The organism is Streptomyces apricus (assembly GCF_008369065.1).
Lineage (GTDB): Bacteria > Actinomycetota > Actinomycetes > Streptomycetales > Streptomycetaceae > Streptomyces > Streptomyces apricus.
In genome coordinates, this window is record NZ_VDFC01000075.1 from 224,919 (window position 1) to 247,735 (window position 22,817).

Here is a 22,817-nt window from a genome sequence, read left to right on the forward strand (position 1 = left end):
CGCCAGGAGGGCCGGGGGCGCCCTGGACCCGGCCCTCCTGGCGGGCCGCACCGACCTGCCGCCGCTGACCGCCGGCGCCGTGGGCACCGAGCTGGCGCTGGTCGACTGGGGCGGGGGCGTCCTCACGCTGCGCGCCCCGGACGGGCGCTACCTGTCGGTCGCCGAGGACGGCTTCGTGCGCGCCTCGGCGGACCGGCCGGGCGGCTGGGTCGTCCAGGAGACGTTCCGCCTGGAGCCCCACGACGGGCACGGTTCCCACGGGGACGGTTCCCACGGGGACGGTCACCTCCTGAAGCACGTCGGCACGGGTCGTCACGTCTGTGTCACCGCCGGCGGCGTGAAGGTTGCCGACCGGGACGACGAGGAACCGGCGGTCCTGGGGGTGGAGTTCACCGAGCACGGCGAGGACGCGGTGGCCCACGCGGCCGCCACCGCCGACGTCGTCCTGGTGGTCGTCGGCAACGACCCGCACATCAACGGGCGCGAGACCGAGGACCGCACCACGCTCGCCCTCCCCGCCCACCAGCGGCGGCTGCTGGAGGCGGCCCGGGCCGCCAACCCGCGCACGGCCCTGGTCGTCACGTCCTCGTACCCGTACGCCGTCGACTGCGCGGACCTCCCCGCGGCCCTGTGGACGGCCCACGGCGGCCAGGCGGCCGGCACCGCGCTGGCCCGCGTCCTGGCGGGGGACGTCTCACCGGCGGGCCGGCTGCCCCAGACCTGGTACGCCTCGGACGCGGACCTGCCCGGCCTGCTCGACTACGACGTGATCGGCGGCCGCCAGACGTACCTGTACTTCGAGGGCACCCCGCTCTTCCCCTTCGGCCACGGCCTGTCGTACGCGTCCTTCCGGTACGCGGACCTCGCGGCGCACGTCGTGCGGGACCGTGTGCGGGTCACCTTCACGGTCACCAACTCCGGGGACACGGCGGCCGACGAGGTGGCCCAGCTCTACGGCCGCCCGGTGGACCCCTCGGTCCCGCGCCCGCGCCGCGCCCTGCTGGCCCACCGGCGCGTCCACCTCGCGCCGGGCGCCCGCGCGGAGCTGTCCTTCGAGCTGCCGCTCGCCGCCTTCGGGTTCTGGGACGTCGCGCACGGCACCTGGCGGGTGGAGCCCGGTGCGTACGACCTCCTGGCGGGCGCGTCCAGCGAGGACGTCCGCCTGACCGGGACGGTCGGCCTGCCCGGCACCCCCGCCCGGCCGCGCCCGGTCCTCGAACGCGGCCTGGAGGCCGTGGACTTCGACGAGCAGCGGGGCGCAGAGATCGTCGACCGCACGAAGCGGTCGGGCGACGCGGTGACACCGGCGCGCACGGACGGCGGCGAAGAGGACGGCACGGCCGAACTCCTCTACCGGCGCTGCGACTTCGGTGCGGGGGCGCGGTCCGTCACGGTCGAGGTCGCGGGCGGGGGCGAGGGCGCGGGCGCGGGCAGCGTGGAGGTGGCTCTTGCGGACGGCCGGGTGCTGGCGCGCCTGGACGTCGGCCCGACGGCGGGCCCGTACGCCTACGTCTCCGTGACCGCCGGGCTCCGGTTCCCGGTCGCGGGGGTGCACGACCTCCGCGTCGCACTGCGCGGGCCGCTGCGGCTGGCGCGGGTCGGCTTCAGCGGCTGACGGGGCTTCACGGGCTCGATCGGCTTCACGGGCTGAGGAGCGGCGGGTCGGTGGCGGCGTGCGACGACGGCCGGAGTCCCCGTGCGGAGGGCTCCGGCCGTCGGTGGGCGTCTGGTCTCAGAGGGCGAGCCCCGTGAGGACCAGCACGCGCTCGTAGGTGTAGTCCTCCATGGCGAACCGCACGCCCTCGCGGCCGACGCCGGACTGCTTCACCCCGCCGTACGGCATCTGGTCGGCCCGGTAGGAGGGGACGTCGCCGATCACCACGCCGCCCACCTCCAGCGCCCGGTGGGCGCGGAAGGCGGCCTGCAGGTCGTGGGTGAACACCCCTGCCTGGAGCCCGTACGCGGAGTCGTTGACGGCGGCGAAGGCGGCGGCCTCCCCGTCCGCCCGCTGCACGGTGAGGACGGGCCCGAAGACCTCCTCGCGGGCGAGCGTCACGCCGTCCGGCACACCGGCGAGCACGGTCGGCGCGTACGAGGCGCCGTCGCGCTTGCCGCCGGTGAGCAGTTCGGCGCCGGCCGACACGGCCTCGTCGACCCACGACTCGACCCGCTTCGCGGCGTCCTCGCTGACCAGCGGACCGACGTCGGTCGCGTCGTCCGACGGGTCGCCGGTCACCTGCGCCTCGACGGCGGCGACGATGCGCGGCAGCAGCCGGTCGTACACCGAGGCGTCCGCGACGACCCGCTGCACGGAGATGCAGGACTGGCCGCCCTGGTAGTTACTGAAGGTCGCGATACGGGCGGCGGCCCGGTCCAGGTCCTCGTCGCTCGCCCAGTCGGCGAGCACGACGGCCGCCCCGTTGCCGCCGAGCTCCAGGGTGAGGTGCTTGCGCGGCACGGAGTCCATGATCGCGTAGCCGACCTTGTCGGACCCGGTGAAGGAGATGACGGGCAGCCGCTCGTCCTGCACCAGCGCGGGCATCCGGTCGTTCGGCACCGGCAGCACGGACCAGGAGCCGGCCGGCAGGTCCGTCTCGGCCAGCAGCTCGCCGATGACCAGGGCGCTCAGCGGGGTCGCGGGCGCGGGCTTCAGGATGAGGGGCGCCCCGGCCGCGATCGCCGGGGCGATCTTGTGGGCACACAGGTTGAGCGGGAAGTTGAAGGGCGCGATGCCGAGCACGACGCCCTTCGGGAAGCGCCGGGTGAGGGCGAGCCGGCCCTGGCCGCCCGCGTCGGTGTCCAGCCGCTGGGCCTCGCCACCGTTGAAGCGGCGGGCCTCCTCGGCGGCGAAGCGGAACACGGACACGGCCCGGCCGACCTCGCCGCGGGCCCACTTGAGGGGCTTGCCGTTCTCGGCGGAGATCAGCCGCGCGATCTCCTCGGTCCGCTCCGCCAGCCGCTTGCTCACGTGGTCCAGGGCGGCGGCCCGTACGTGGGCCGGGGTGGCGGCGAACTCGTCCCGCACGGCGTGGGCGGCGGCGACCGCCTCCTCGACCTGGGCGTCGCTCGGCACCGCGACCCTGCCGACGAGGCGTCCGTCCCAGGGCGACGTGACGTCGAAGGTGGTCTCACCGGTGGCCTGGCGACCGGCGAGCCAGAAGGCGTGGGCAGAAGTCATCGGGTTCCCGGCCCTTCCATTGGCTGAGTCTGGGTGCTGACCACCTCACGGTAGGGCTACGGGACCCCGGGACCCCTTGTCCATCGAGGAGCACCGCTCCCCGGCCCCGCTCCACTTCGTCCTACACGGCGTCCTGCACCGCGTCCTGCACGACGTCCTGCACGGCGGAGGGTCTGCCCCTCAGGGACGCGACGGACCGCTCTACTCGCCGGCCGTCGCGGACACGGCCGCGGTCGCCTTCAGGGCGAGCCACAGCTCCATCCGCACGTCCGGATCGTCCAGGGAGCGGCCGAGGATCTCCTCGACCCGCCGCATCCGGTAGCGCAGCGTGTGCCTGTGCACCCCGAGGTCCGCCGCGGCCGCGTCCCACTGCCCGTGCCGCGACAGCCACGCCCGCAGCGAGGCGACCAGGTCGCCGCGCCCGGTGGCATCGTGCTCGTGCAGGGCCCGCAGCAGCCCGTCGGCGAACGCCCGCACCGCGTCGTCCGCCAGCAACGGCACCACGGACCCGGTGGCCACGTCCTCGTGCTCCACCAGCACCCGTCCCCGCCGCCGCGCGACGGACAGCGCCTGTTCGGCCTGCTTGTAGGCGGCCCCGGCGGCGACGGGCCCGGCCGGCGCGGACACCCCCACGACCAGCTCGTCCTCGTCCGTCCCCGCCTCGGAGCCGCTGCGCGCGATCCCGACCGTCTCCGCGTACCGCGTGCAGGCGGCGACCACCGCGCCCCCGTCCGCGGCGAGTATCACCACCCGCTCCCCGTCGGGCACGACCAGCACGGCCTCGCCCGAGCGCGCGGCGGCGAACTCCGCGACCTCGACGAGGCCGCCCACCAGGTCGCCCCCGGCACCGGCGAGCGCGACCGCCGCGGCGGTCCCGGCCGGGGTGCCCGTCCCGTCGGCGCCGGCTCCGCTCCCTGCCACGCTCCCGGCCGCGCCGCCGGCCCGCGCCCGCCCGGCCGACGCCGAGGCCGCCTCGGCGAGCAGCATCCGGTACGGCGCGTCCAGCAGTCCTCCGTACAGGTCCCCGGCGACGCCCCGGGCGTGGTCGGACTGCCCGGCGAGCAGCATCCGCAGCACCGCCGCGCCGATCCGCTGCTCGGCGGCGTACAGCGACCGGGACCGTTCCGTGGTGAGCGTCAGCAGGGCGATCGCGGAGTGCACGGCGTACCGCCCGGCCGTACCGGGCGCCGCCGCGGTGCCGACGGCGAGCGCGCCGCGGGCGCGCCGTCCGGTCCCCAGGGAGTGCAGTTCGACCCGGTCCCCGCCGTCCGCGCCGTCCGCGTCGCCGGCCGGGTCCCCGCCGACCACCGCGCTCGCGGGCGCGGGGCGCTCCCGCAGCCGCTCCACGTCCGCGACGAGCCGGGCGGCCCTGCGTCCCGCCCACTCGGGCGCGGTGGCGACGACGGCCCCGGAGGCGTCGTACAGCGCGGTCCATCCGTCGACCTGCGAGGCGAGCGCGGCCAGCAGCCCTTCGGGGCCGTCGTTGAGCGCCTGCTTGGTCAGTTCGCGCTGCGCGGCGAATCCGGCGGTCACCGCCCGGTACTGGTCGGCGGCGATGGCCGCGGAGACCGCCTTGCTGATGGCGAGGAAGGGTGTGCGCCGGGGGACCTCCAGAAGCGGCAGTCCCTCGTCGGCGGCCGCGGCGGCCAGCGCCTCGGGGACCCGGTCGTGGTGCACGCCGACGGCGAAGCCGAGCCCGGCCACCCCGGCGCCGACCAGCCGTTTCACGTACCGGCGCATGGCGTCGGCGTCCTCGACGTCCAGCTTGAGCGCGGTGATGAGCAGCAGCTCCCCGCCCTCCATGTACGGCACGGGGTCAGCGAGCTCGCTGGCGTGCACCCAGCGGACGGGGGTGTCCAGCCGGTTCCGGCCCGCGCGCACGGTGAGTTTGAGCGCCGAGTGGTGGACGAGTGAGGCGAGCGTGGGAGGCATGGGGCCTTCAGGTCTTCACGGATTCTTCGACGGCCACGGACGGTGTGATCTTTTGGCCGCGATGTATGAACGACCTGTGCCGATTCTGCCTCACCGTACGGTCGCCCGGTGCCCACATGTCCGGACGTCCTGCCACGCGCGTCACAGCCCACAGGTACGGACGTCCCGTCACATGCGTCACACCCCGCTCCGGCCCCCCTGGTCGCGCAGGTCCACCAGGAGCGGGGGCGCGTGCTCCCCGCGCACGCTGGTGAGCGAGAGCACCGCGTGCCCGGGCGGCACCCCGTGCGCCAGCTCGGACGCCGACCACCGCTCCCGTTCGACCTGGCGCACGGTCACGGCGCGGGCGGTCGGCGCGTTGCCGGTGATCACCCGGCGCAGCATGTGGACGGCCTTCCCGGCCGGGGTCTCGGCGATGATCTGCCGGTCGGTGACGTCCCGCGCCTCGGTCCACTCCTTGCCCCACACCTCGGCGAAGTCCTGCCCGTCCCACGGGGTGAGCCCGGACAGCGCCACCCGGCACCCGATCGCGCCGAGCAGCGGTGAGCGCAGGGGGCGCGGCGCGTCGTCGAGCGTGCGGAGCGTCATCACCACCCCGGCGTTGGCGGAGCGCAGCCGCTGGAGGCCGCGGACGGCCTCGGGGGTGATGACCCCGGTGGCGTCGTCGAGCACGAGGCAGGCGAACAGGGACCGGTCCTCGCGCGCGGCGGCACTGGCCGCGAACTGGGCCAGCACGAGCCGCGCGAGGATCTTCGAGGCGTCCGCGTGCCCGCGCCGGGGCAGGTCGATCCGTACGCGTACGGGGTGGTCGAGGGCGCGCAGCGAGAAGGGCCGGGACTGCCCGGAGGTGTCGAAGAAGCCGGCGAAGGCGGGCCGGTCGAGCAGCGCCACCCGGTCCGCGAGCACCCCGCCCACGTCGCCGGGGTGGCTCAGCTGCCGCTCCCGCGCGTCGAGTTCGCGCAGCAGCGACTCCTGTCCGGCCTCGGTGAGCGCCTTGCGCAGCGCGGCGAGGGGACCGGGCGCGCCGTCGAGGAGCTGCCGCAGCTCGGGCACGGAGGGGAAGCGGCCGTGGACGGCCCTGTAGGGCCCGAGGAGCTGGGCGAGCACGGTGGTGGAGCGCCGGCTGTCGCCGCCGGGGTGCGGGTCGGCGAGGTCGCCGACGAGCGCCTCGGCGAGCACGGCCGCGGCCTCGTCCGGGTCGGTGGTGCCGCCGTACAGGTCGAGGTCGTACACGGAGTCGGGGTTGCCGATCCGCACCACGACGTCGTACGCGTCCACCGGGCCGAGGCCCGCCCCGGCGGCGCCTACGACCACCACGGCGGCCCGGCCGGCGAGCGCGTGCAGGCACAGCGACTCGGCGAGCGGCCACACGACGGCGCCGGTCTTGCCGGAGCCGGCGGGTCCGACGGCGAGCAGCGAGGTCCCCAGCAGCTCGGGGCCGAGCGCGAGGCCGGTGCCGCGGTAGGCGTAGGGGTTGCGCGGGTCGTCGGCGGTCGTGCCGAGGCGGACCTGTCCGGTGACGAGGTCGTGCCGCGCGAGGCGGCCCGGCAGGTCCCGGGCGCCGGAGGGGMGCGGGCAGGCGGCGGCGCCCTCGCGCAGGACGGCGCCGGTGAAGGTGGCGAGGCTGTGCCGGCCGTTGCGCACGCCCTGCCAGGCGCGGGTGATGCGTGCGTGGTCCACGTCCCGCATGAGCCCGGCCCGCGCATCGGCCCCGAGCCGCTCGGCGGCGTCCACGGCTCCGGCGGCACGGAGGGGGTTCCATTGGGCGGGGTCTTCCTCGGGCAGGGGCGTCTGCTCCCCCGTGGGCATGTTCTGCCGCCAGGCGGGGGGACCGTACCGCTGCCAGATCTCGCTCCACCGGCCGATCTTCCCGAGAAAGGCGAAGATGCCGAAGAAGATCAGGCCCGCGTAGACGTACGAAGCCGTGGCTCCGACGTCACCGGCCCTGCCGTGCACCCAGTCCTCCGGGGCCAGCACCTGCCACGGCCACTGCCAGAAGCTGCCCAGGTAGCCGTTCCAGAGCAGGGAGCAGAGCAGGTACCCGCACAGGAACGCGATCAGTGCGCCACTGAGCAGTTGCCTGGCGGGGGTCTGTTCCGGTTCCACCTCCGGCCGTGGCCGGTGGTCGAACCGCCACACCCCCGGCGCCGCCTCCGGGCGGGGCGTCCGCAGCCAGGTGAGGAAGGCGGAGCCGTCCGGCAGCGGCGGCACCCCCGGCGCCCGGGCGGGCCGCGGCGGCACCTGCGGCGGCCCGGCCGGCCGCGGCACACGATCGGCGTGGGTGCCCCGTGCGTCCTGCGTGCCGTCGCTGTCCATCGCCTCTGCCACCCCTGACCAGCCGCTCCGTACGTGGTTGCGAGTCAATCTAACGCCCTCCCCAAGGGAGTTGCCCGCCCGCCGGGCCGGGTACGCGGCGACACGGCGTCCGTATCCACCGTCGTGTCGCCGTACGCCCGCTCCGCCACCCCCGCCCGCGCCATGTCCAAGACGGACAAGCCGCGCCCCGGACAACGCCCGGATGGAGCATGCCCACCCCCCGTTCCCGGCCCTAGCCTGCGAGGAAGGAAGAAGAAGACAGCCGGCCGTCCGCAGGCCGTCCGCACGACCCCAGGGAGCCCCTCATGAGCGCAGTTCCGCAGGAGCGCCGCATCGTCACCGCCATTCCCGGCCCGAAGTCGCAGGAGCTGCAGGCCCGCCGCAGTGCCGCGGTCGCGGCCGGTGTGGGGTCCGTGCTGCCCGTCTTCACCGCCCGCGCCGGCGGCGGCATCCTGGAGGACGTCGACGGCAACCGCCTGATCGACTTCGGTTCCGGCATCGCGGTGACGAGCGTCGGCGCCTCCGCCGAGGCCGTCGTGCGCCGGGCCGCCGCCCAGCTCCAGGACTTCACCCACACCTGTTTCATGGTCACGCCGTACGAGGGGTACGTGGCGGTCGCCGAGGCGCTGGCCGAGCTGACGCCCGGGGACCACGCCAAGAAGAGCGCCCTGTTCAACAGCGGCGCCGAGGCCGTCGAGAACGCCGTCAAGATCGCGCGCGCCTACACCAAGCGCCAGGCGGTCGTCGTGTTCGACCACGGCTACCACGGCCGGACCAACCTCACGATGGCGCTGACCGCGAAGAACATGCCGTACAAGCACGGCTTCGGCCCGTTCGCGCCCGAGGTCTACCGCGTCCCCGTGGCGTACGGCTACCGCTGGCCGACCGGTCCGGACAACGCGGGCGCCGAGGCCGCCGCGCAGGCCATCGACGAGATCACCAAGCAGGTCGGCGCGGACAACGTGGCCGCGATCATCATCGAGCCGGTGCTCGGCGAGGGCGGCTTCATCGAGCCCGCGAAGGGCTTCCTGCCGGCCCTGAGCAAGTTCGCGACCGACAACGGCATCGTCTTCGTCGCCGACGAGATCCAGTCCGGCTTCTGCCGCACCGGCCAGTGGTTCGCGTGCGAGGACGAGGGCATCGTCCCGGACCTGATCACCACCGCCAAGGGCATCGCGGGCGGACTGCCGCTGGCCGCCGTGACCGGCCGCGCCGAGATCATGGACGCCGCGCACGCCGGCGGCCTCGGCGGCACCTACGGCGGCAACCCGGTCGCCTGCGCCGGCGCGCTCGGCTCGATCGAGACGATGAAGGAGCTGGACCTCAACGCCAGGGCGAAGGCGATCGAGGCGACGATGAAGGCGCGCCTGGGCGCGATGGCGGAGAAGTTCGACGTCATCGGCGACGTCCGCGGCCGGGGCGCGATGATCGCGATCGAGCTGGTGAAGGACCGTACGACGAAGGAGCCGGCCCCGGAGGCGACCGCCGCGCTCGCCAAGGCCTGCCACCAGGAGGGCCTGCTGGTCCTGACCTGTGGCACCTACGGCAACGTGCTGCGCTTCCTGCCGCCGCTGGTCATCGGGGAGGACCTGCTGTCCGAGGGTCTGGACATCATCGAGCAGGCCTTTTCCCGCATCTGAGCAGGTCCCGTCTCATCGGTTCCGGTCCTGGAGGTGCGAGGAGCGGGGCGTGTGAAGAAGGTGTGCGAGGTGGATGGGGGGAACGGATTCCTCCTGTCGGACGCCTGCGCGCTGTCGTAGGTTCTACGCAGATGAGAGATACACCCCGCTCGCAGGCAACTGCGGGCGGCATCAGGGCGGGGCCTCCCCAGCTTCACCCTGGTAGTGCCGTCGCGCACAACCGGAGCCTTGTGCTTCGGGTCTCCTCACCGATCGGACAGTCGCTCGCCCCAAACCCCCCGGGGCGCGCGACGACCCGATCCGGGTACCACCGAAGGGCTTGCACCTACCCCCCCTGGTGCAAGCCCTTCGGCGCGTCCCGGGCCGTGCGGTCCGCTGTGGCCCGCGAGACCCGTGTCCAGGAATGCCTGCGGGCATCGTTCACGACCGCGGGCCGGATCGTGGCCGGTCGCGCAGTTCCCCGCGCCCCTGACGGGGCGCGCCCTCGGCGGAACACGGTCCTGGCAGGCTGTGGGCATGACCAGCCTCCCGGACCGGCGCCCCTCGCCGCACCCGCCCGACAGCAGCAGCCGCGACGAAGGTCCGCCGACCGCCGGCGTCCGGAACCGGGTCCTGGCCCCGGTCCTCCTCCTCGTCCTCTTCGCGCTGCTCACCMGGCAGGCCGCCGTCGACGGTCCGGTGCGCCGCGCGGACGAGCGGCTCGCGCGGACCGTCGAGGGCAGCCGCCTGCCCGGGGGCGCCGCCGAGTTCCTCGCGGACCTCGGCAACGTCGCGGTCGCCGTCCCCGTCCTGCTCGCGGTCGCCGCGTACGCCGCGTGGCGGGCCCGGCGCGCGGCCCTCCCCCGCTGGTGGCTCCTCCCGCTCGCGGCCCTGGTCGCCATGGCCCTCGTCCCGGCCCTGGTGGTCCCGCTGAAGGAGGCCGTCGGCCGCACGGGCCCGCCCGGGGCGGCGGGCGACGGCTACTACCCGTCGGGCCACACCGCCACGGCCGCCGTGGCCTACGGGGCCGCCGTCCTCCTCCTGCTCCCCTGGCTCCGCGACCGCTACCGGCGCCGCGAACTCACCATCGCCTGCGTCCTCCTGGTCGCCGCGGTGGGCTACGGCCTGGTCCGCCGCGGCTACCACTGGCCGCTGGATGTGGCGGGGAGCTGGTGCCTGGGCGCCGTCCTGCTGCTGGGGCTCTCGGCGGTCAGCCGAAGTACCCGTCGAAGTTCCGGGAGAACTCCCAGCCCGCAAAGCGGTCCCAGTTGATCGACCACGTCATCAGGCCGCGCAGGGCCGGCCAGGTGCCGTGCGGGGTGTACGAGCCGCAGTTCGTCCTCTTCGTCAGGCAGTCCAGGGCCTTGTTCACCTCGGACGGGGACACGTGGCCGTTGCCCGCGTTCGTGGAGGCCGGCATGCCGATGGCGACCTGGTCGGGGCGCAGGGGCGGGAAGACATTGGCCGCGTCGCCCGCCACCGGGAAGCCGGTGAGGAGCATGTCGGTCATGGCGATGTGGAAGTCGGCGCCGCCCATGGAGTGGTACTGGTTGTCGAGCCCCATGATCGGACCCGAGTTGTAGTCCTGGACGTGCAGCAGGGACAGGTCGTCGCGCAAAGCGTGGATGACCGGGAGGTACGCGCCGGCGCGCGGGTCCTGGCCGCCCCACTTGCCCGTTCCGTAGTACTGGTAGCCGAGCTGGACGAAGAACGTCTCCGGGGCCATCGTGAGGACGAAGTCGTCGCCGTACTTCGCCTTCAGGGTCTTCAGCGCCGAGATGAGGTTGACGATCACCGGGGTCTTCGGGTTCCTGAAGTCGGTGTCGTCGGCGTTCAGGGAGAGCGAGTGGCCCTCGAAGTCGATGTCCAGGCCGTCGAGCCCGTAGGTGTCGATGATCTTGGAGACCGAGGAGACGAAGGTGTCGCGCGCCGCCGTGGTCGTCAGCTGCACCTGGCCGTTCTGGCCGCCGATCGAGATGAGCACCTTCTTGCCGGCGGCCTGCTTGGCCTTGATGGCCGCCTTGAACTCGGCGTCCGACTCGACGCCGGGGCACTCGGCCGCCGGGCAGCGGTCGAAGCGGATGTCGCCCGAGGTCACGGAGGTCGGTTCGCCGAAGGCCAGGTCGATGACGTCCCAGCTGTCCGGCACGTCGGCCATCCGCGTGTAGCCGGAGCCGTTGGCGAAGCTCGCGTGCAGGTAGCCGACCAGGGCGTGGGCCGGGAGGTCCGCGGGGTCGCCGCCGCCCGGGCCCGCCGCGGTGGTCGCCGTGACGGACGGGGACTTGGCGGACTCGCCCGCGGCGTTCACGGCGGTGACCTGGAAGGAGTACGCGGTCGAGGGGGCCAGTCCGCCGACGGTGGCCGAGGTCCCGGTCACCGTCTGGACCTTGGTGCCGTTGCGGTGGACGGCGTAGCCCGTCGCGCCGGGCACCGCGGGCCAGGACAGGGTCACGGCGGTGGAGGTGACCGTGCCGACCGTGGGGGCGGAGGGCGCGGCCGGCGGCTGGGCCGTGTCGCCGCCGGGTCCGACCAGGGAGACGTCGTCGGCGTGGTAGGCGCCGGTGCCGTACCAGCCGTGCGTGTAGATCGTGACGCTGGTGGTGGCGGGGCCGGMGCGGAAGGTCGTGGCGAGCCGCTGCCAGTCGGGCGCGGACTGCGTCCAGGTGGAGACGTCGGTGGTACCGGTGCCGCTCGCGCCGAGGTAGACGTAGGAGCCGCGGACGTGTCCGGCGAGCGTGTACTGGGAGTCGGGCCGCACGGTCACGGTCTGCGCGCACCGCGCGTTGTCGCTGCCGGCCGGGGTCGCCCGCAGCGCCGAACCGCCGGTGCGGACCGGCGAGTTCACCGCCGTGCCCGCCGTGCAGGTCCAGCCGTCCAGGCCGGCTTCGAACCCGCCGTTGCGGACCAGGTCGGCGTCGGCCGCGCTCGCGGCCGACGACACGGTGACGAGGCCGGGCAGGGCCAGGGCGCCCGCCGCACAGACGGCCAGGGCCCTTCGGAAAGATCTGGCGCGGTCCACGCGTACCTCCTGGCATGGGGGATGGGAGGGTGGAGCGCGCCCAATTTGGTCCAGACCAATGCGGTTGTCAAGGGTTCCGGCGCCGTCCGTCACCGACGCCGGCCCCCGCCATCGACACCGGTCCCCGCCACCGACCTCCGCGAGGGTCCCGGTGTCCGGAGCCGTCCGGCGCCGTCCGGCGTCACCCGTCGCCCTCCGTCGCCAGGCCCGCCGCCGCCTCGTGCATCGCCAGTTCCAGGAGCGCCGGGTCGGTGAGCGTGCCCGAGCCGTCCGGGGGGACCAGCCAGCGGACCCCACCGGTCGACCGCCCGGGGTACGGCACCACGATCCACGTACCGCGCCCCGCCGTGCGGATCCCCGTGCCCAGCCAGCGCGCGGCCGTCCCCGGCGGGACGAAGAAGCCCGTCCGCGCGTCCCCGAAGTCGACCAGCACCGGTCCGGGCCGGTCCAGCACACGGGACAGCACGTCGAGCGTCGGGTAGCCGAGCCGGCCGGGCAGGATCAGCACGTCCCAGGCGCGGCCCGCCGGCAGCAGGGCGACCCCCATGGGGTTGCGCTCCCACTCGAAGCGGCAGGCCTCCGGATCCGGTGCCACGGATGCCAGCCACTCGACCGCCGTCCTGCCCCCCGTCATGCCGCCCGTCGTGCCCCCTGTCGTGTCGCCTGCCATGGCGGAACCTCCCTCTCCGTGTCCGACGCGGGTCGCGTCGGGAGGGAGAGGGAGGTCCGGGCACGGCATTACGCGGGTTGCGCCGCGAATAATCCGTGCGGGTGAACGGGCCGGTTCAGCTGTCGAACCCGAGGCCCATCCGGTCCATCGTCCGCAGCCACAGGTTGCGCCGGCCGCCGTGGGCGTCCGCGCGGGCCAGGGACCACTTGGTGAGCGCGATGCCCGTCCACGCGAACGGTTCCGGCGGGAAGGGCAGCGGCTTCCTGCGGACCATCTCCAGCGACGTGCGCTCCGTGCGCTCCCCCGCCAGCAGGTCGAGCATCACGTCCGCGCCGAACCGGGTCGCCCCGACGCCGAGGCCCGTGTAGCCGGCCGCGTAGGCGACCCGGCCCCCGTGCGCGGTGCCGAAGAAGGCCGAGAACCGGGAGCACGTGTCGATGGCGCCGCCCCAGGCGTGGGTGAAGCGCAGGCCCTCCAGCTGCGGGAAGCAGGTGAAGAAGTGCCCGGCGAGCTTCGCGTACGTGTCCGGCCGGTCGTCGTACTCGGCGCGCACCCGGCCGCCGTACGGGTAGACCGCGTCGTAGCCGCCCCACAGGATGCGGTTGTCGGCGGAGAGCCGGAAGTAGTGGAACTGGTTCGCCGAGTCCCCCAGCCCCTGCCGGTTGCGCCAGCCGACCGAGGCGAGCTGCCCGGCGGTGAGCGGCTCGGTCATCAGCGCGTAGTCGTAGACGGGGACGGTGTACGGGCGCACCCGCCTGACCAGGTTCGGGAAGACGTTCGTGCCGAGGGCGACCCGGCGGGCGCGCACACCGCCGTAGGGCGTGCGGACGGCCATCCCGGCGCCGTACGCCTTCAGGGTGAGCGCGGGCGTGTTCTCGTACACCCGCACTCCCAGTGCGAGGCAGGCGCGCTTGAGGCCCCAGGCGAGCCTGGCCGGGTTCAGCATGGCGACGCCGCGGCGGTCGTGCAGGCCGCCGAGGAAGGTCGGCGAGTCCACCTGCTCCCGTACGGCGTCGGCGTCCAGGTACTCGACGCCGTCGGCCAGGCCCCGCTCCTTCAGCTGCTCGTGCCAGTCGCGCAGTTCGGCGGCCTGGTACGGCTCGGTGGCCACGTCGATCTCGCCGGTGCGCTCGAAGTCGCAGTCGAGCGAGTAGCGGGCGACGGCCGCCTCGATGCCGTCGATGTTGCGCGCGCCGAGCTCCTCCAGCCGGTGGATCTCGTCCGGCCAGCGGGCCAGGCCGTTGGACAGGCCGTGGGTGAGGGAGGCGGCGCAGAAACCGCCGTTGCGGCCGGAGGCGGCCCAGCCCGTCTCGCGGCCCTCGACCAGGACGACGTCGCGCCCGGGGTCGCGCTCCTTGGCCAGGAGCGCGGTCCACAGCCCGCTGTAGCCGCCGCCGACGACGAGCAGGTCGCAGGTCTCGGCGGTGGTCAGGGCCGGCTCGGGACGGGGCCGGTCCGGGTCGTCCAGCCAGTACGGGACCAGCTGGACGTCGGACAGCGACTTCGCCCAGCCGGTGCCGACCCCGCTGCCGGTGGCGGCCCGGCTGCCGGTGCCGGCGCGGCTCATGACGCCCTGCGCCGGTTGCGGCGGTTGCTCATGACCATGGCGGCCAGCACGCACAGCACGGCGACGAGGAACATGGCCGTGCCGACGACGTTGATCTGGACGGGGGTGCCGCGCTGCGCCGAGCCCCACACGAACATGGGGAAGGTGACCGTCGAGCCGGCGTTGAAGTTGGTGATGATGAAGTCATCGAAGGAGAGCGCGAAGGCGAGCAGCGCCCCCGCGGCGATCCCGGGCGCGGCGATGGGCAGCGTGACGCGCAGGAACGTCTGCACGGGACCCGCGTACAGGTCCTGCGCGGCCTGCTCCAGGCGCGGGTCCATGGACATCACGCGCGCCTTGACGGCGGTGACCACGAAGCTCAGGCAGAACATGATGTGGGCGATCAGGACGGTCCAGAAGCCCAGCTGGGCGCCCAGGTTGAGGAAGAGCGTGAGCAGCGAGGCGGCCATCACGACCTCGGGCATCGCCATCGGCAGGAAGATCAGCGAGTTCACGGCGCCGCGGGCGCGGAAGCGGTAGCGGACCAGCGCGAAGGCGATCATCGTGCCGAGGACGGTGGCGCCGAGCGTCGCCCAGGCGGCGATCTGCAGGCTCAGCGAGAGCGAGCCGCAGAGGTCGGCGACCCCGCAGGGGTCGGTCCAGGCGTCCGTGGAGAACCGCTGCCACTCGTAGTTGAAGCGCCCCTTCGGCTCGTTGAAGGAGAACACCGTGACGACGATGTTGGGCAGCAGCAGGTAGCCGAGGGTCAGCAGTCCCGCGACGACGACGAGACGGTGGTTGAGCCAGCGAAAGAAGGCCATCTAGACCAGGTCCTCCGTCCCGGACTTGCGGATGTAGAGCGTGACGACGGCGAGGATCCCGGCCATCAGGACGAAGGAGAGGGCGGCTGCCGTCGGGTAGTCCAGGATGCGCAGGAACTGCGTCTGGATGACGTTGCCGACCATGCGCGTGTCGGTGGAGCCGAGCAGGTCGGCGTTGACGTAGTCGCCGCTCGCCGGGATGAACGTGAGCAGCGTCCCGGAGACGACGCCGGGCATCGACAGCGGGAACGTCACCTTGCGGAAGGTCGTGGAGGGCCGCGCGTACAGGTCGCCCGCCGCCTCGTGCAGCCGCCCGTCGATGCGTTCGAGCGAGGTGTAGAGCGGCAGGATCATGAACGGCAGGAAGTTGTACGTGAGGCCGCAGACCACCGCGAGCGGCGTGGCCAGGACGCGGTCGCCCGCGGTGATGCCGAGCCAGCTCGTGACGTCCAGCACGTGCAGCGTGTCCAGGGCGGAGACGACCGGGCCGCTGTCCGCGAGGATCGTCTTCCAGGCGAGCGTGCGGATCAGGAAGCTGGTGAAGAAGGGCGCGATCACCAGGACCAGGATCAGGTTGCGCCAGCGGCCCGCGCGGAACGCGATGAGGTACGCGAGCGGGTAGCCGAGGAGCAGGCACAGGACCGTGGCGGTGCCGGCGTACGCGATGGAGCGCAGGAACTGCGGCCAGTAGTCGGCGACCGCGTCCCAGTACGTCGCGAAGTGCCAGGTGACCCGGTAGCCCTCCTCCAGGGAGCCGGTCTGCACGGACGTGGAGGCCTGGTAGACCATCGGCAGGGCGAAGAAGACGACCAGCCACAGCAGGCCGGGGAGCAGCAGCCAGTACGGGGTGAGGCGCCCCCTTCTGCGCGGGGGGCGCTCCTTCGGCGCGGGCGCGGGCGCCAGGGGCGGCGCGTCGGTGACGGTCGCCATCAGGCCGCCGCCCCCTCTTCCTCGACCGTTTCGATGCCGGCGTCGATGTCCTGGGCGGCGTCCAGCCCGAAGGTGTGCGCCGGGTTCCAGTGCAGGACGACCTCGGCGCCGGGCACCAGCCGCGGGTCGCGGTCGATGTTCTGGACGTAGACCTCGAACTCCGGGCAGACCGGGCTGTCGACGACGTACTGCGTGGAGACGCCGATGAAACTGGAGTCGGCGATCGTGCCGGTGATGCGGTTGCGGCCGGCCGGGATCGCGCCCGCCTCGTCGGCGTGGGTGAGGCTGATCTTCTCGGGGCGCACGCCCACCAGGACCTTGCCGCCGGCCGTGGTGGGGGCGGAACATCGCGCCCCGGGCAGGACGAGCTTGCAGTCGCCCGCTCTGAGGACGACGTCGTCGCCGCTGCGGGAGTCGACCTCGGCCTCGATGAGGTTGGAGGTGCCGAGGAAGTTGGCGACGAACGTGGTCCGCGGGTTCTCGTAGAGGTCGGCGGGCGAGCCGAGCTGCTCGACGCGGCCCGCGTTCATCACGGCGACCGAGTCGGCCATGGTCATGGCCTCCTCCTGGTCGTGCGTGACGTGGATGAAGGTGATGCCGACCTCGGTCTGGATGCGCTTGAGCTCCAGCTGCATCTGGCGGCGCAGCTTGAGGTCGAGGGCGCCGAGGGGCTCGTCGAGGAGGAGCACCCTGGGGGTGTTGATCAGCGCGCGGGCCACGGCGACGCGCTGCTGCTGGCCGCCGGAGAGCTGGTGCGGCTTCTTGCGGGCCTGCTCGCCGAGCTGGACGAGGTCGAGCATCTCCCCGACCTGCTTCTTCACCGACTTGATGCCGCGCCGGCGCAGCCCGAAGGCGACGTTCTCGAAGATGTCCAGGTGCGGGAAGAGGGCGTAGGACTGGAAGACGGTGTTCACCGGGCGCCGGTAGGGGGGCAGGTGCGTCACGTCCTGCTCGCCGAGGAAGACGGTGCCGGAGGAAGGTTCCTCCAGACCGGCGATCATGCGCAGCGTGGTGGTCTTGCCGCAGCCCGACGCACCCAGGAGGGCGAAGAACGACCCCTGGGGCACGGTCAGGTCGAGCGGCCGGACGGCGGTGAAGGAGCCGTAGGTCTTGCTGATGCCCGAGAGGCGGACGTCGCCGCCGGCCTCCGCGCCGTTCTTCGTCCTGTTCGTACCGTTCTTGGTGGTCACGGTGATCACGCCCCCGTCAGCTTCGCGAACTTCTCTTCGTACGCCGCCTCTTCCTTCGCGCTCAGGGAGCGGAAGGCGTGCGACTTCGCCGCCATCTCGGCGTCGGGGATGATCAGCGGGTTGCTCGCCGCCCCCTCGTCGATCTTCGCCAGTTCGGCCTTCACGCCGTCGACGGGACAGACGTAGTTGATGTACGCGGCGAGCTGCGCGGCCGGACCGGGCTCGTAGTAGTAGTCGATGAGCCGCTCGGCGTTGGTCTTGTGCCGTGCCTTGTTGGGGACCAGCAGGTTGTCCGAGGAGATCATGTAGCCGCTGTCCGGGATGACGAAGTCGATGTCCGGGCTGTCCGCCTTGAGCTGGACGACGTCGCCGGCCCAGGCGACACAGGCCGCGAGGTCGCCCTTGGCGAGGTCGGACGTGTAGTCGTTGCCGGTGAAGCGGCGGATCTGGCCCCTGTCGACGGCCTTCTGCATACGGGCGATGGCCGCGTCGAAGTCGTCGTCCGTGAACTTCCCCGGGTCCTTGCCCAGGTCGAGCAGGGTCAGGCCGACGCTGTCGCGCATCTCGGACAGGAAGGCCACCCGCCCCTTGAGCTTGGGGTTGTCGAGCAGGTCGGAGAGGGACTTCACCTCCACCCCGTCCAGCGCCTTCTTGTTGTAGGCGATGACGGTGGGGATACCGGTCCAGGGGTAGGAGTACGCGCGTCCGGGGTCCCAGTCGGGGGTGCGGAACTGCTGGGAGAGGTTGGCGTAGGCGTGCGGCAGGTTGGAGGGGTCCAGCTTCTGCACCCAGCCGAACCGGATCAGCCGCGCGGCCAGCCAGTCGGTGACGCAGATGAGATCGCGCCCGGTGTCCTGGCCCGCCGCGAGCTGCGGCTTGAGCTTGCCGAAGAACTCGACGTTGTCGTTGATGTCCTCGGTGTACTTGACCTTGATGCCGGTGCGTCCGGCGAACGCGTCGAGCGTCGGACGGCGCTTCCCGCTGTCGTCGACGTCCATGTACTCGGTCCAGTTGGAGAAACTGACCCGTTTCTCGTCGGCCGAGTGGTCCTCGGACGAGACGCCCGCGGTGTTCTTCGCCGCGGGGATGCCGCAGGCGCTCAGCGTCCCGAGCCCGCCGAGGGCGAGCGCGCCGCCCGTGGAGGCGCGCAGCAGCGAACGGCGGCTGAGGGAGGCCCTGCCCCCGCGCAGACCGCGCCGCGGGGCGGCCGGGCTTGCCGGGGACGGGCGATCGGGCTCGTACTGCTCCATGCTCGTGGTGCCCTTTCGGGAGGGTTCGGCCTGGTCCGGGCCGTCGACGTCTAGCGGTCCCCGAAGATCGTGCGGTGCCAGTCCTTCCTGGCCACCGCCGTGTTGTCGAACATGACGTGCTTGATCTGCGTGTACTCCTCGAACGAATACGCGGACATGTCCTTGCCGAAGCCGGACGCCTTGTAGCCGCCGTGGGGCATCTCGCTGATGATCGGGATGTGGTCGTTGACCCACACGCAGCCCGCCTTGATCTCGCGCGTGGCCCGGTTCGCCCGGTACACGTCACGGCTCCAGGCGGAGGCGGCGAGGCCGTACGGGGTGTCGTTGGCGAGCCGGATGCCCTCGTCGTCGCTGTCGAAGGGCACGACCACCAGGACCGGGCCGAAGATCTCGGACTGCACGATCTCGCTGTCCTGCGCGGCGTCCGCGATCAGCGTGGGCCGGTAGTAGGCGCCGCGCTCCAGGCCCTTCGGGACCTCGCCGCCGGTCACCACGCGCGCGTAGGAGCGCGCCCGGTCGACGAACCCGGCGACGCGGTCGCGCTGGGCGACCGAGATCAGCGGCCCGAGGTCGGTGTCCGGCGCGAACGGGTCGCCGAGCCGGACGCCCTCCATCAGCTCCGCGGTCCGGGCGACGAACTCCTCGTAGAGGGGCCGCTGCACGTACGCGCGCGTGGCGGCCGTGCAGTCCTGGCCCGTGTTGATGAGGGCGCCCGCCACCGCGCCGTGCGCGGCGGCCTCCGGGTCCGCGTCGTCGAAGACCACGAAGGGGGCCTTGCCGCCGAGCTCCAGGTGCAGGCGCTTGACGGTGGCGGTGGCGATCTCCGCGACGCGCCTGCCGACCGCGGTGGAGCCGGTGAAGGAGGTCATGACGACGTCGGGATGACCGACGAGGTGCTCGCCCGCGTCCCTCCCGGCGCCGGTGACGATGTTGACGACCCCGTCCGGGATGCCCGCCCGGGTCGCCGCCTCCGCGAACAGCAGGGAGGTGAAGGGGGTCAGCTCGGCGGGCTTGAGGACGACGGTGTTGCCCGCGGCGATCGCCGGGAGGATCTTCCAGGCCGCCATCTGCAGGGGGTAGTTCCACGGGGCGACGGACCCGACGACACCGATGGGTTCACGGCGTACGTACGAGGTGTGGTCGCCCGAGTACTCGCCGGCGGACTGGCCCTGGAGGTGGCGGGCCGCGCCGGCGAAGAAGGCGGTGTTGTCGATCGTGCCCGGGACGTCGAACTCGCGGCTCAGCTTGAGCGGCTTGCCGCACTGGAGGGACTCCGCCTGCGCGAACTCCTCGGCGCCCTCGGCGAGCACGGCCGCGAAGCGGTGCAGCGCGTCGGAGCGCTCGCCGGGGGTGGCGCCGGACCAGCCGGGGAACGCCTCCCGCGCGGCCCGGACCGCCGCGTCCACGTCGGCCGGGCCGGCCAGCTCGTAGGTGTGGACCTCGTCGCCGGTGGCGGGGTCGACGACGGAGTGGTCGCGGCCGGACGTGCCGTGCCGCAGGGCGCCCGCGATGTACTGGGCGCCGTCCGCGAAACGGTCCTGCGCCTGGAAGCGATGGCCCGGACTGTGCATGTCGCTCTCCTCCGCCGCCCGCCCCGCGATCCGGGGGTCGGCGTAGCTCCAGCTCGATTTGAGTGCCGATCCTGACAGAGCAATGGTGCTCCAACAAGTGATTCCGTTGTTGCCTTTTGGTTACGCGACGGAATCTGTCGGCCAGGTGTCGAGTCGCCGAGGAAAAGGCAGGACGGTGTGTCAGTGGTGCGTGCCAGACTCGCGTGCATGGGGGAGATCGGGTCGGGAGCGGCGTCGGAGATCGTTTCGCGGGAGGCGCTGGTCAGCGCGGTCCGGGCAGGAGCGAAGGTCAGGTATCTGCACTTCTGGGGGCACCGCCCGCGGGCGGACGGGCGGATCGGACCGAGCTGTCTGAGCCAGTGGTGGCCCTCACCGTTCACGGTCGACGGGGTCGAGTACCGGACCGCCGAGCACTGGATGATGGCCCGCAAGGCGCGCCTGTTCGGCGACGCGGAGGCGGAGCGGCTCGCGCTGGACGCGGCGAACCCGGCGCTGGCGAAGAAGGCCGGGCGGCTGGTCCGGGGGTTCGACGAGGCGGTCTGGGAGCGGGAGCGGTTCGGGATCGTGGTGGAGGGGAGCGTGCGGAAGTTCGCCTCCGACGAGGCGCTCCGTGGGTTCCTGCTGGGCACGGGTGAGCGGGTGCTGGTGGAGGCCAGTCCGCTGGACCGCGTGTGGGGCATCGGCCTCCCCGCGGACGCCGACGCGGCATCGGACCCGACCCGATGGCGGGGCCCGAACCTCCTGGGCTTCGCCCTGATGAAGGCAAGATCCCACCTGCGCACGCTTTGACCTGCGACCCGCGCCCCTGGCTACCTAGGGGCGCGGGGAACTGCGCGACCGGCCCCCACGGCCCGCGGCCTACGATGATCCTGTCGTACCGATCAGCCGATCACCCGCGCCGCCGCGCAGCGGTTTGGCGTCGTTCCCGGGAGGAACCCTTGACCGACCTGCACGCCTTCATCGCCGGACTGCCCAAGGCCGAACTGCACGTCCACCACGTCGGCTCCGCCTCCCCCCGGATCGTCTCCGAGCTGGCCGCCCGCCACCCCGACTCCAAGGTGCCCACGGACCCCGAGGCCCTGGTCGACTACTTCACGTTCACGGACTTCGCCCACTTCATCGACGTGTACCTGTCCGTCGTCGATCTCATCCGCACCCCCGAGGACGTCCGCCTCCTCACCTACGAGGTCGCCCGCGACATGGCCCGGCAGCAGATCCGCTACGCCGAGCTGACGATCACCCCGTTCTCGTCGACCCGCCGCGGTATCGACGAGCGCGCCTTCATGGACGCGATCGAGGACGCCCGCAAGGCCGCCGAGGCCGACTTCGGCACCGTCCTGCGCTGGTGCTTCGACATCCCCGGCGAGGCGGGACTGGAGTCCGCCGAGGAGACGGCCCGGCTCGCCACCAGCGACAAGCTGCGCCCGGAGGGCCTGGTCTCCTTCGGGCTCGGCGGCCCCGAGATCGGCGTACCGCGCCCGCAGTTCAAGCCGTACTTCGACCGCGCGATCGCCGCCGGCCTGCACTCCGTGCCGCACGCGGGCGAGACGACGGGCCCGGAGACGGTGTGGGACGCGCTGACGGACCTGCGCGCCGAGCGCATCGGCCACGGCACGAGTTCCGCGCGGGACCCGAAGCTGCTTGCGCACCTCGCCGAGCACCGCGTCCCGCTGGAGGTCTGCCCCACCTCCAACATCGCCACCCGGGCGGTGCGCACCCTGGACGAGCACCCCCTCAGGGCGTTCGTGGACGCGGGCGTCGTCGTCACGATCAACTCCGACGACCCGCCGATGTTCGGCACCGACCTCAACAACGAGTACGCGGTCGCCGCCCGCCTCCTCGACCTGGACGAGCGGGGCCTGGCCGCGCTCGCCAAGAACGCCGTCGAGGTCTCCTTCCTGGACGCCCCCGGCAAGGCGGCCCTGGCCGCGGAGATCGACGCGTACACCGCAGGGTGGCTCGCGCCCTGACCCGGCGCACCAGCACAATGGCCGGATGCGTACCGTGACTGCCGTGGCCCATCGCGGCGACCCCTACCGCGTCCGTGAGAACACGATCGACTCGCTGCGTTCCGCGCTCCGCCAGGGCGCGGACGCCGTCGAGACGGACGTCCGGCTGACCCGCGACGGCGTGCCCGTGCTGCTGCACGACGACACGCTGAAGCGGCTGTGGGAGCACGACAGGCCGCTGCGCTCCCTCTCCTGCGACGAGGTGCGCGAGCTGACCTCGGACGGGGTCCCCACGTTCGAGGAGGCCCTCAAGGCGACCGACGAGGGCCGGCTCATGGTGGACCTGCCGGGCCGGGCGGACGCGCGCACCGTCGGCCGGGTCACCGGCGTCGTGCGCGACCTCGGCGCCGAGGAGCGCGTGTACTACTGCGGGGCCGCCGACACCATGCTCGCCGTCCGCGCGGCCGACCCCGCCGCGGAGATCGCCCTCACCTGGACGAGCCTCGCACCGCCGCGGCCCGCGCTGCTCGACGCGGTGCGGCCGCGGTGGCTCAACTACCGCTTCCCCCTGGTGAGCCGCGAGCTCGTCGCGAAGGTCCACCGGGACGGCTACCTGGTCTCGGTGTGGACGCCCGACACCCGCCGGTCCATGCGGCGGCTCCTCGACGCGGGCGTCGACTCCGTCACGACCAACCGCATCGACATCCTGACCTCACTGCGCGACGCCTGCCCGGGCACCTAGGGGAGATCCCCGGCAACACCCTTACCTGGCAAGGCTGTTGGTCAGGGTGCGGGCCAGGGGCGGCGCCCTCCCGGGAGAGGATCC

16 protein-coding genes and 1 pseudogene are annotated in these 22,817 nt (G+C 73.2%); 6 read left to right on the plus strand and 11 right to left on the minus strand.

Annotation, left to right across the window (positions count from 1 at the left end):
• A partial coding sequence (locus FGF04_RS34600; RefSeq protein WP_149515456.1) for a glycoside hydrolase family 3 C-terminal domain-containing protein occupies window positions 1-1,615 on the plus strand: 1,615 nt, incomplete at its 5' end.
• Between the two features lie 117 nt (window positions 1,616-1,732).
• Here FGF04_RS34600 and FGF04_RS34605 read toward each other — a convergent pair.
• The 3 genes from FGF04_RS34605 to FGF04_RS34615 form a co-directional block, all read right to left on the minus strand.
• A complete protein-coding gene (locus FGF04_RS34605; protein ID WP_149515342.1) occupies window positions 1,733-3,178 on the minus strand; it encodes an aldehyde dehydrogenase family protein in 1,446 nt (481 codons plus the stop codon).
• A gap of 201 nt (window positions 3,179-3,379) precedes the next feature.
• Complete coding sequence (locus FGF04_RS34610) at window positions 3,380-5,110, minus strand: PucR family transcriptional regulator (RefSeq protein ID WP_149515343.1); 1,731 nt, start codon at window positions 5,108-5,110, stop codon at window positions 3,380-3,382.
• A gap of 177 nt (window positions 5,111-5,287) precedes the next feature.
• Window positions 5,288-7,426, minus strand: coding sequence for an ATP-binding protein (locus FGF04_RS34615; RefSeq protein ID WP_149515457.1), 2,139 nt, complete (start codon window positions 7,424-7,426; stop codon window positions 5,288-5,290).
• A 305-nt stretch (window positions 7,427-7,731) separates the two neighbouring features.
• Here FGF04_RS34615 and gabT point away from each other — a divergent pair, with 305 nt between their 5' ends.
• Together gabT and FGF04_RS34630 are read left to right on the plus strand one after the other, a co-directional pair.
• Entirely contained in the window at window positions 7,732-9,066 is a 1,335-nt protein-coding gene (gene gabT, locus FGF04_RS34620) for a 4-aminobutyrate--2-oxoglutarate transaminase (RefSeq protein WP_149515344.1), read from the plus strand.
• Between the two features lie 516 nt (window positions 9,067-9,582).
• Complete coding sequence (locus FGF04_RS34630; protein ID WP_149515458.1) at window positions 9,583-10,317, plus strand: phosphatase PAP2 family protein; 735 nt, start codon at window positions 9,583-9,585, stop codon at window positions 10,315-10,317.
• Here the strand turns inward: FGF04_RS34630 and FGF04_RS34635 are convergent.
• The 8 genes from FGF04_RS34635 to FGF04_RS34670 all read right to left on the minus strand — a co-directional run bounded on the left by FGF04_RS34635 (window position 10,256) and on the right by FGF04_RS34670 (window position 20,042).
• Window positions 10,256-12,064, minus strand: a complete 1,809-nt coding sequence (locus FGF04_RS34635; protein ID WP_149515345.1) for a chitinase — start codon at window positions 12,062-12,064, stop codon at window positions 10,256-10,258. The genes FGF04_RS34630 and FGF04_RS34635 overlap by 62 nt on opposite strands.
• A 181-nt stretch (window positions 12,065-12,245) precedes the next feature.
• Window positions 12,246-12,698: a bifunctional DNA primase/polymerase gene (locus FGF04_RS34640; protein ID WP_149515459.1), complete on the minus strand. Its 453-nt coding sequence runs from the start codon at window positions 12,696-12,698 to the stop codon at window positions 12,246-12,248.
• Window positions 12,699-12,849: 151 nt separating this feature from the next.
• Entirely contained in the window at window positions 12,850-14,301 is a 1,452-nt protein-coding gene (locus FGF04_RS34645) for an NAD(P)/FAD-dependent oxidoreductase (RefSeq protein WP_149515346.1), read from the minus strand.
• Complete coding sequence (locus tag FGF04_RS34650) at window positions 14,298-15,101, minus strand: ABC transporter permease (protein WP_149515347.1); 804 nt, start codon at window positions 15,099-15,101, stop codon at window positions 14,298-14,300. Before FGF04_RS34650 ends, FGF04_RS34645 begins: the two co-directional genes overlap by 4 nt.
• The gene (locus tag FGF04_RS34655; protein WP_149515348.1) at window positions 15,102-16,031 is read right to left on the minus strand and encodes an ABC transporter permease; all 930 of its coding nucleotides are present in this window, start codon (window positions 16,029-16,031) and stop codon (window positions 15,102-15,104) included. It abuts the gene before it with no gap.
• Entirely contained in the window at window positions 16,031-17,230 is a 1,200-nt protein-coding gene (locus FGF04_RS34660) for an ABC transporter ATP-binding protein (protein ID WP_188114356.1), read from the minus strand. Before FGF04_RS34660 ends, FGF04_RS34655 begins: the two co-directional genes overlap by 1 nt.
• On the minus strand, window positions 17,227-18,471 hold the full coding sequence (locus FGF04_RS34665) for an ABC transporter substrate-binding protein (protein WP_149515350.1): 1,245 nt from the start codon (window positions 18,469-18,471) through the stop codon (window positions 17,227-17,229). Before FGF04_RS34665 ends, FGF04_RS34660 begins: the two co-directional genes overlap by 4 nt.
• A 50-nt stretch (window positions 18,472-18,521) precedes the next feature.
• The gene (locus FGF04_RS34670) at window positions 18,522-20,042 is read right to left on the minus strand and encodes a gamma-aminobutyraldehyde dehydrogenase (RefSeq protein ID WP_149515351.1); all 1,521 of its coding nucleotides are present in this window, start codon (window positions 20,040-20,042) and stop codon (window positions 18,522-18,524) included.
• A gap of 183 nt (window positions 20,043-20,225) precedes the next feature.
• Between FGF04_RS34670 and FGF04_RS34675 the strand changes: the two genes are divergently transcribed.
• The 3 genes and pseudogenes from FGF04_RS34675 to FGF04_RS34685 all read left to right on the plus strand — a co-directional run bounded on the left by FGF04_RS34675 (window position 20,226) and on the right by FGF04_RS34685 (window position 22,733).
• The gene (locus FGF04_RS34675) at window positions 20,226-20,831 is read left to right on the plus strand and encodes an NADAR family protein (RefSeq protein ID WP_408055706.1); all 606 of its coding nucleotides are present in this window, start codon (window positions 20,226-20,228) and stop codon (window positions 20,829-20,831) included.
• 40 nt (window positions 20,832-20,871) lie between these two features.
• Window positions 20,872-22,012 (plus strand): annotated as a pseudogene (locus FGF04_RS34680) (adenosine deaminase).
• Window positions 22,013-22,037: 25 nt separating this feature from the next.
• Window positions 22,038-22,733: a glycerophosphodiester phosphodiesterase gene (locus tag FGF04_RS34685; protein WP_149515354.1), complete on the plus strand. Its 696-nt coding sequence runs from the start codon at window positions 22,038-22,040 to the stop codon at window positions 22,731-22,733.
• Window positions 22,734-22,817: the final 84 nt, after the last annotated feature.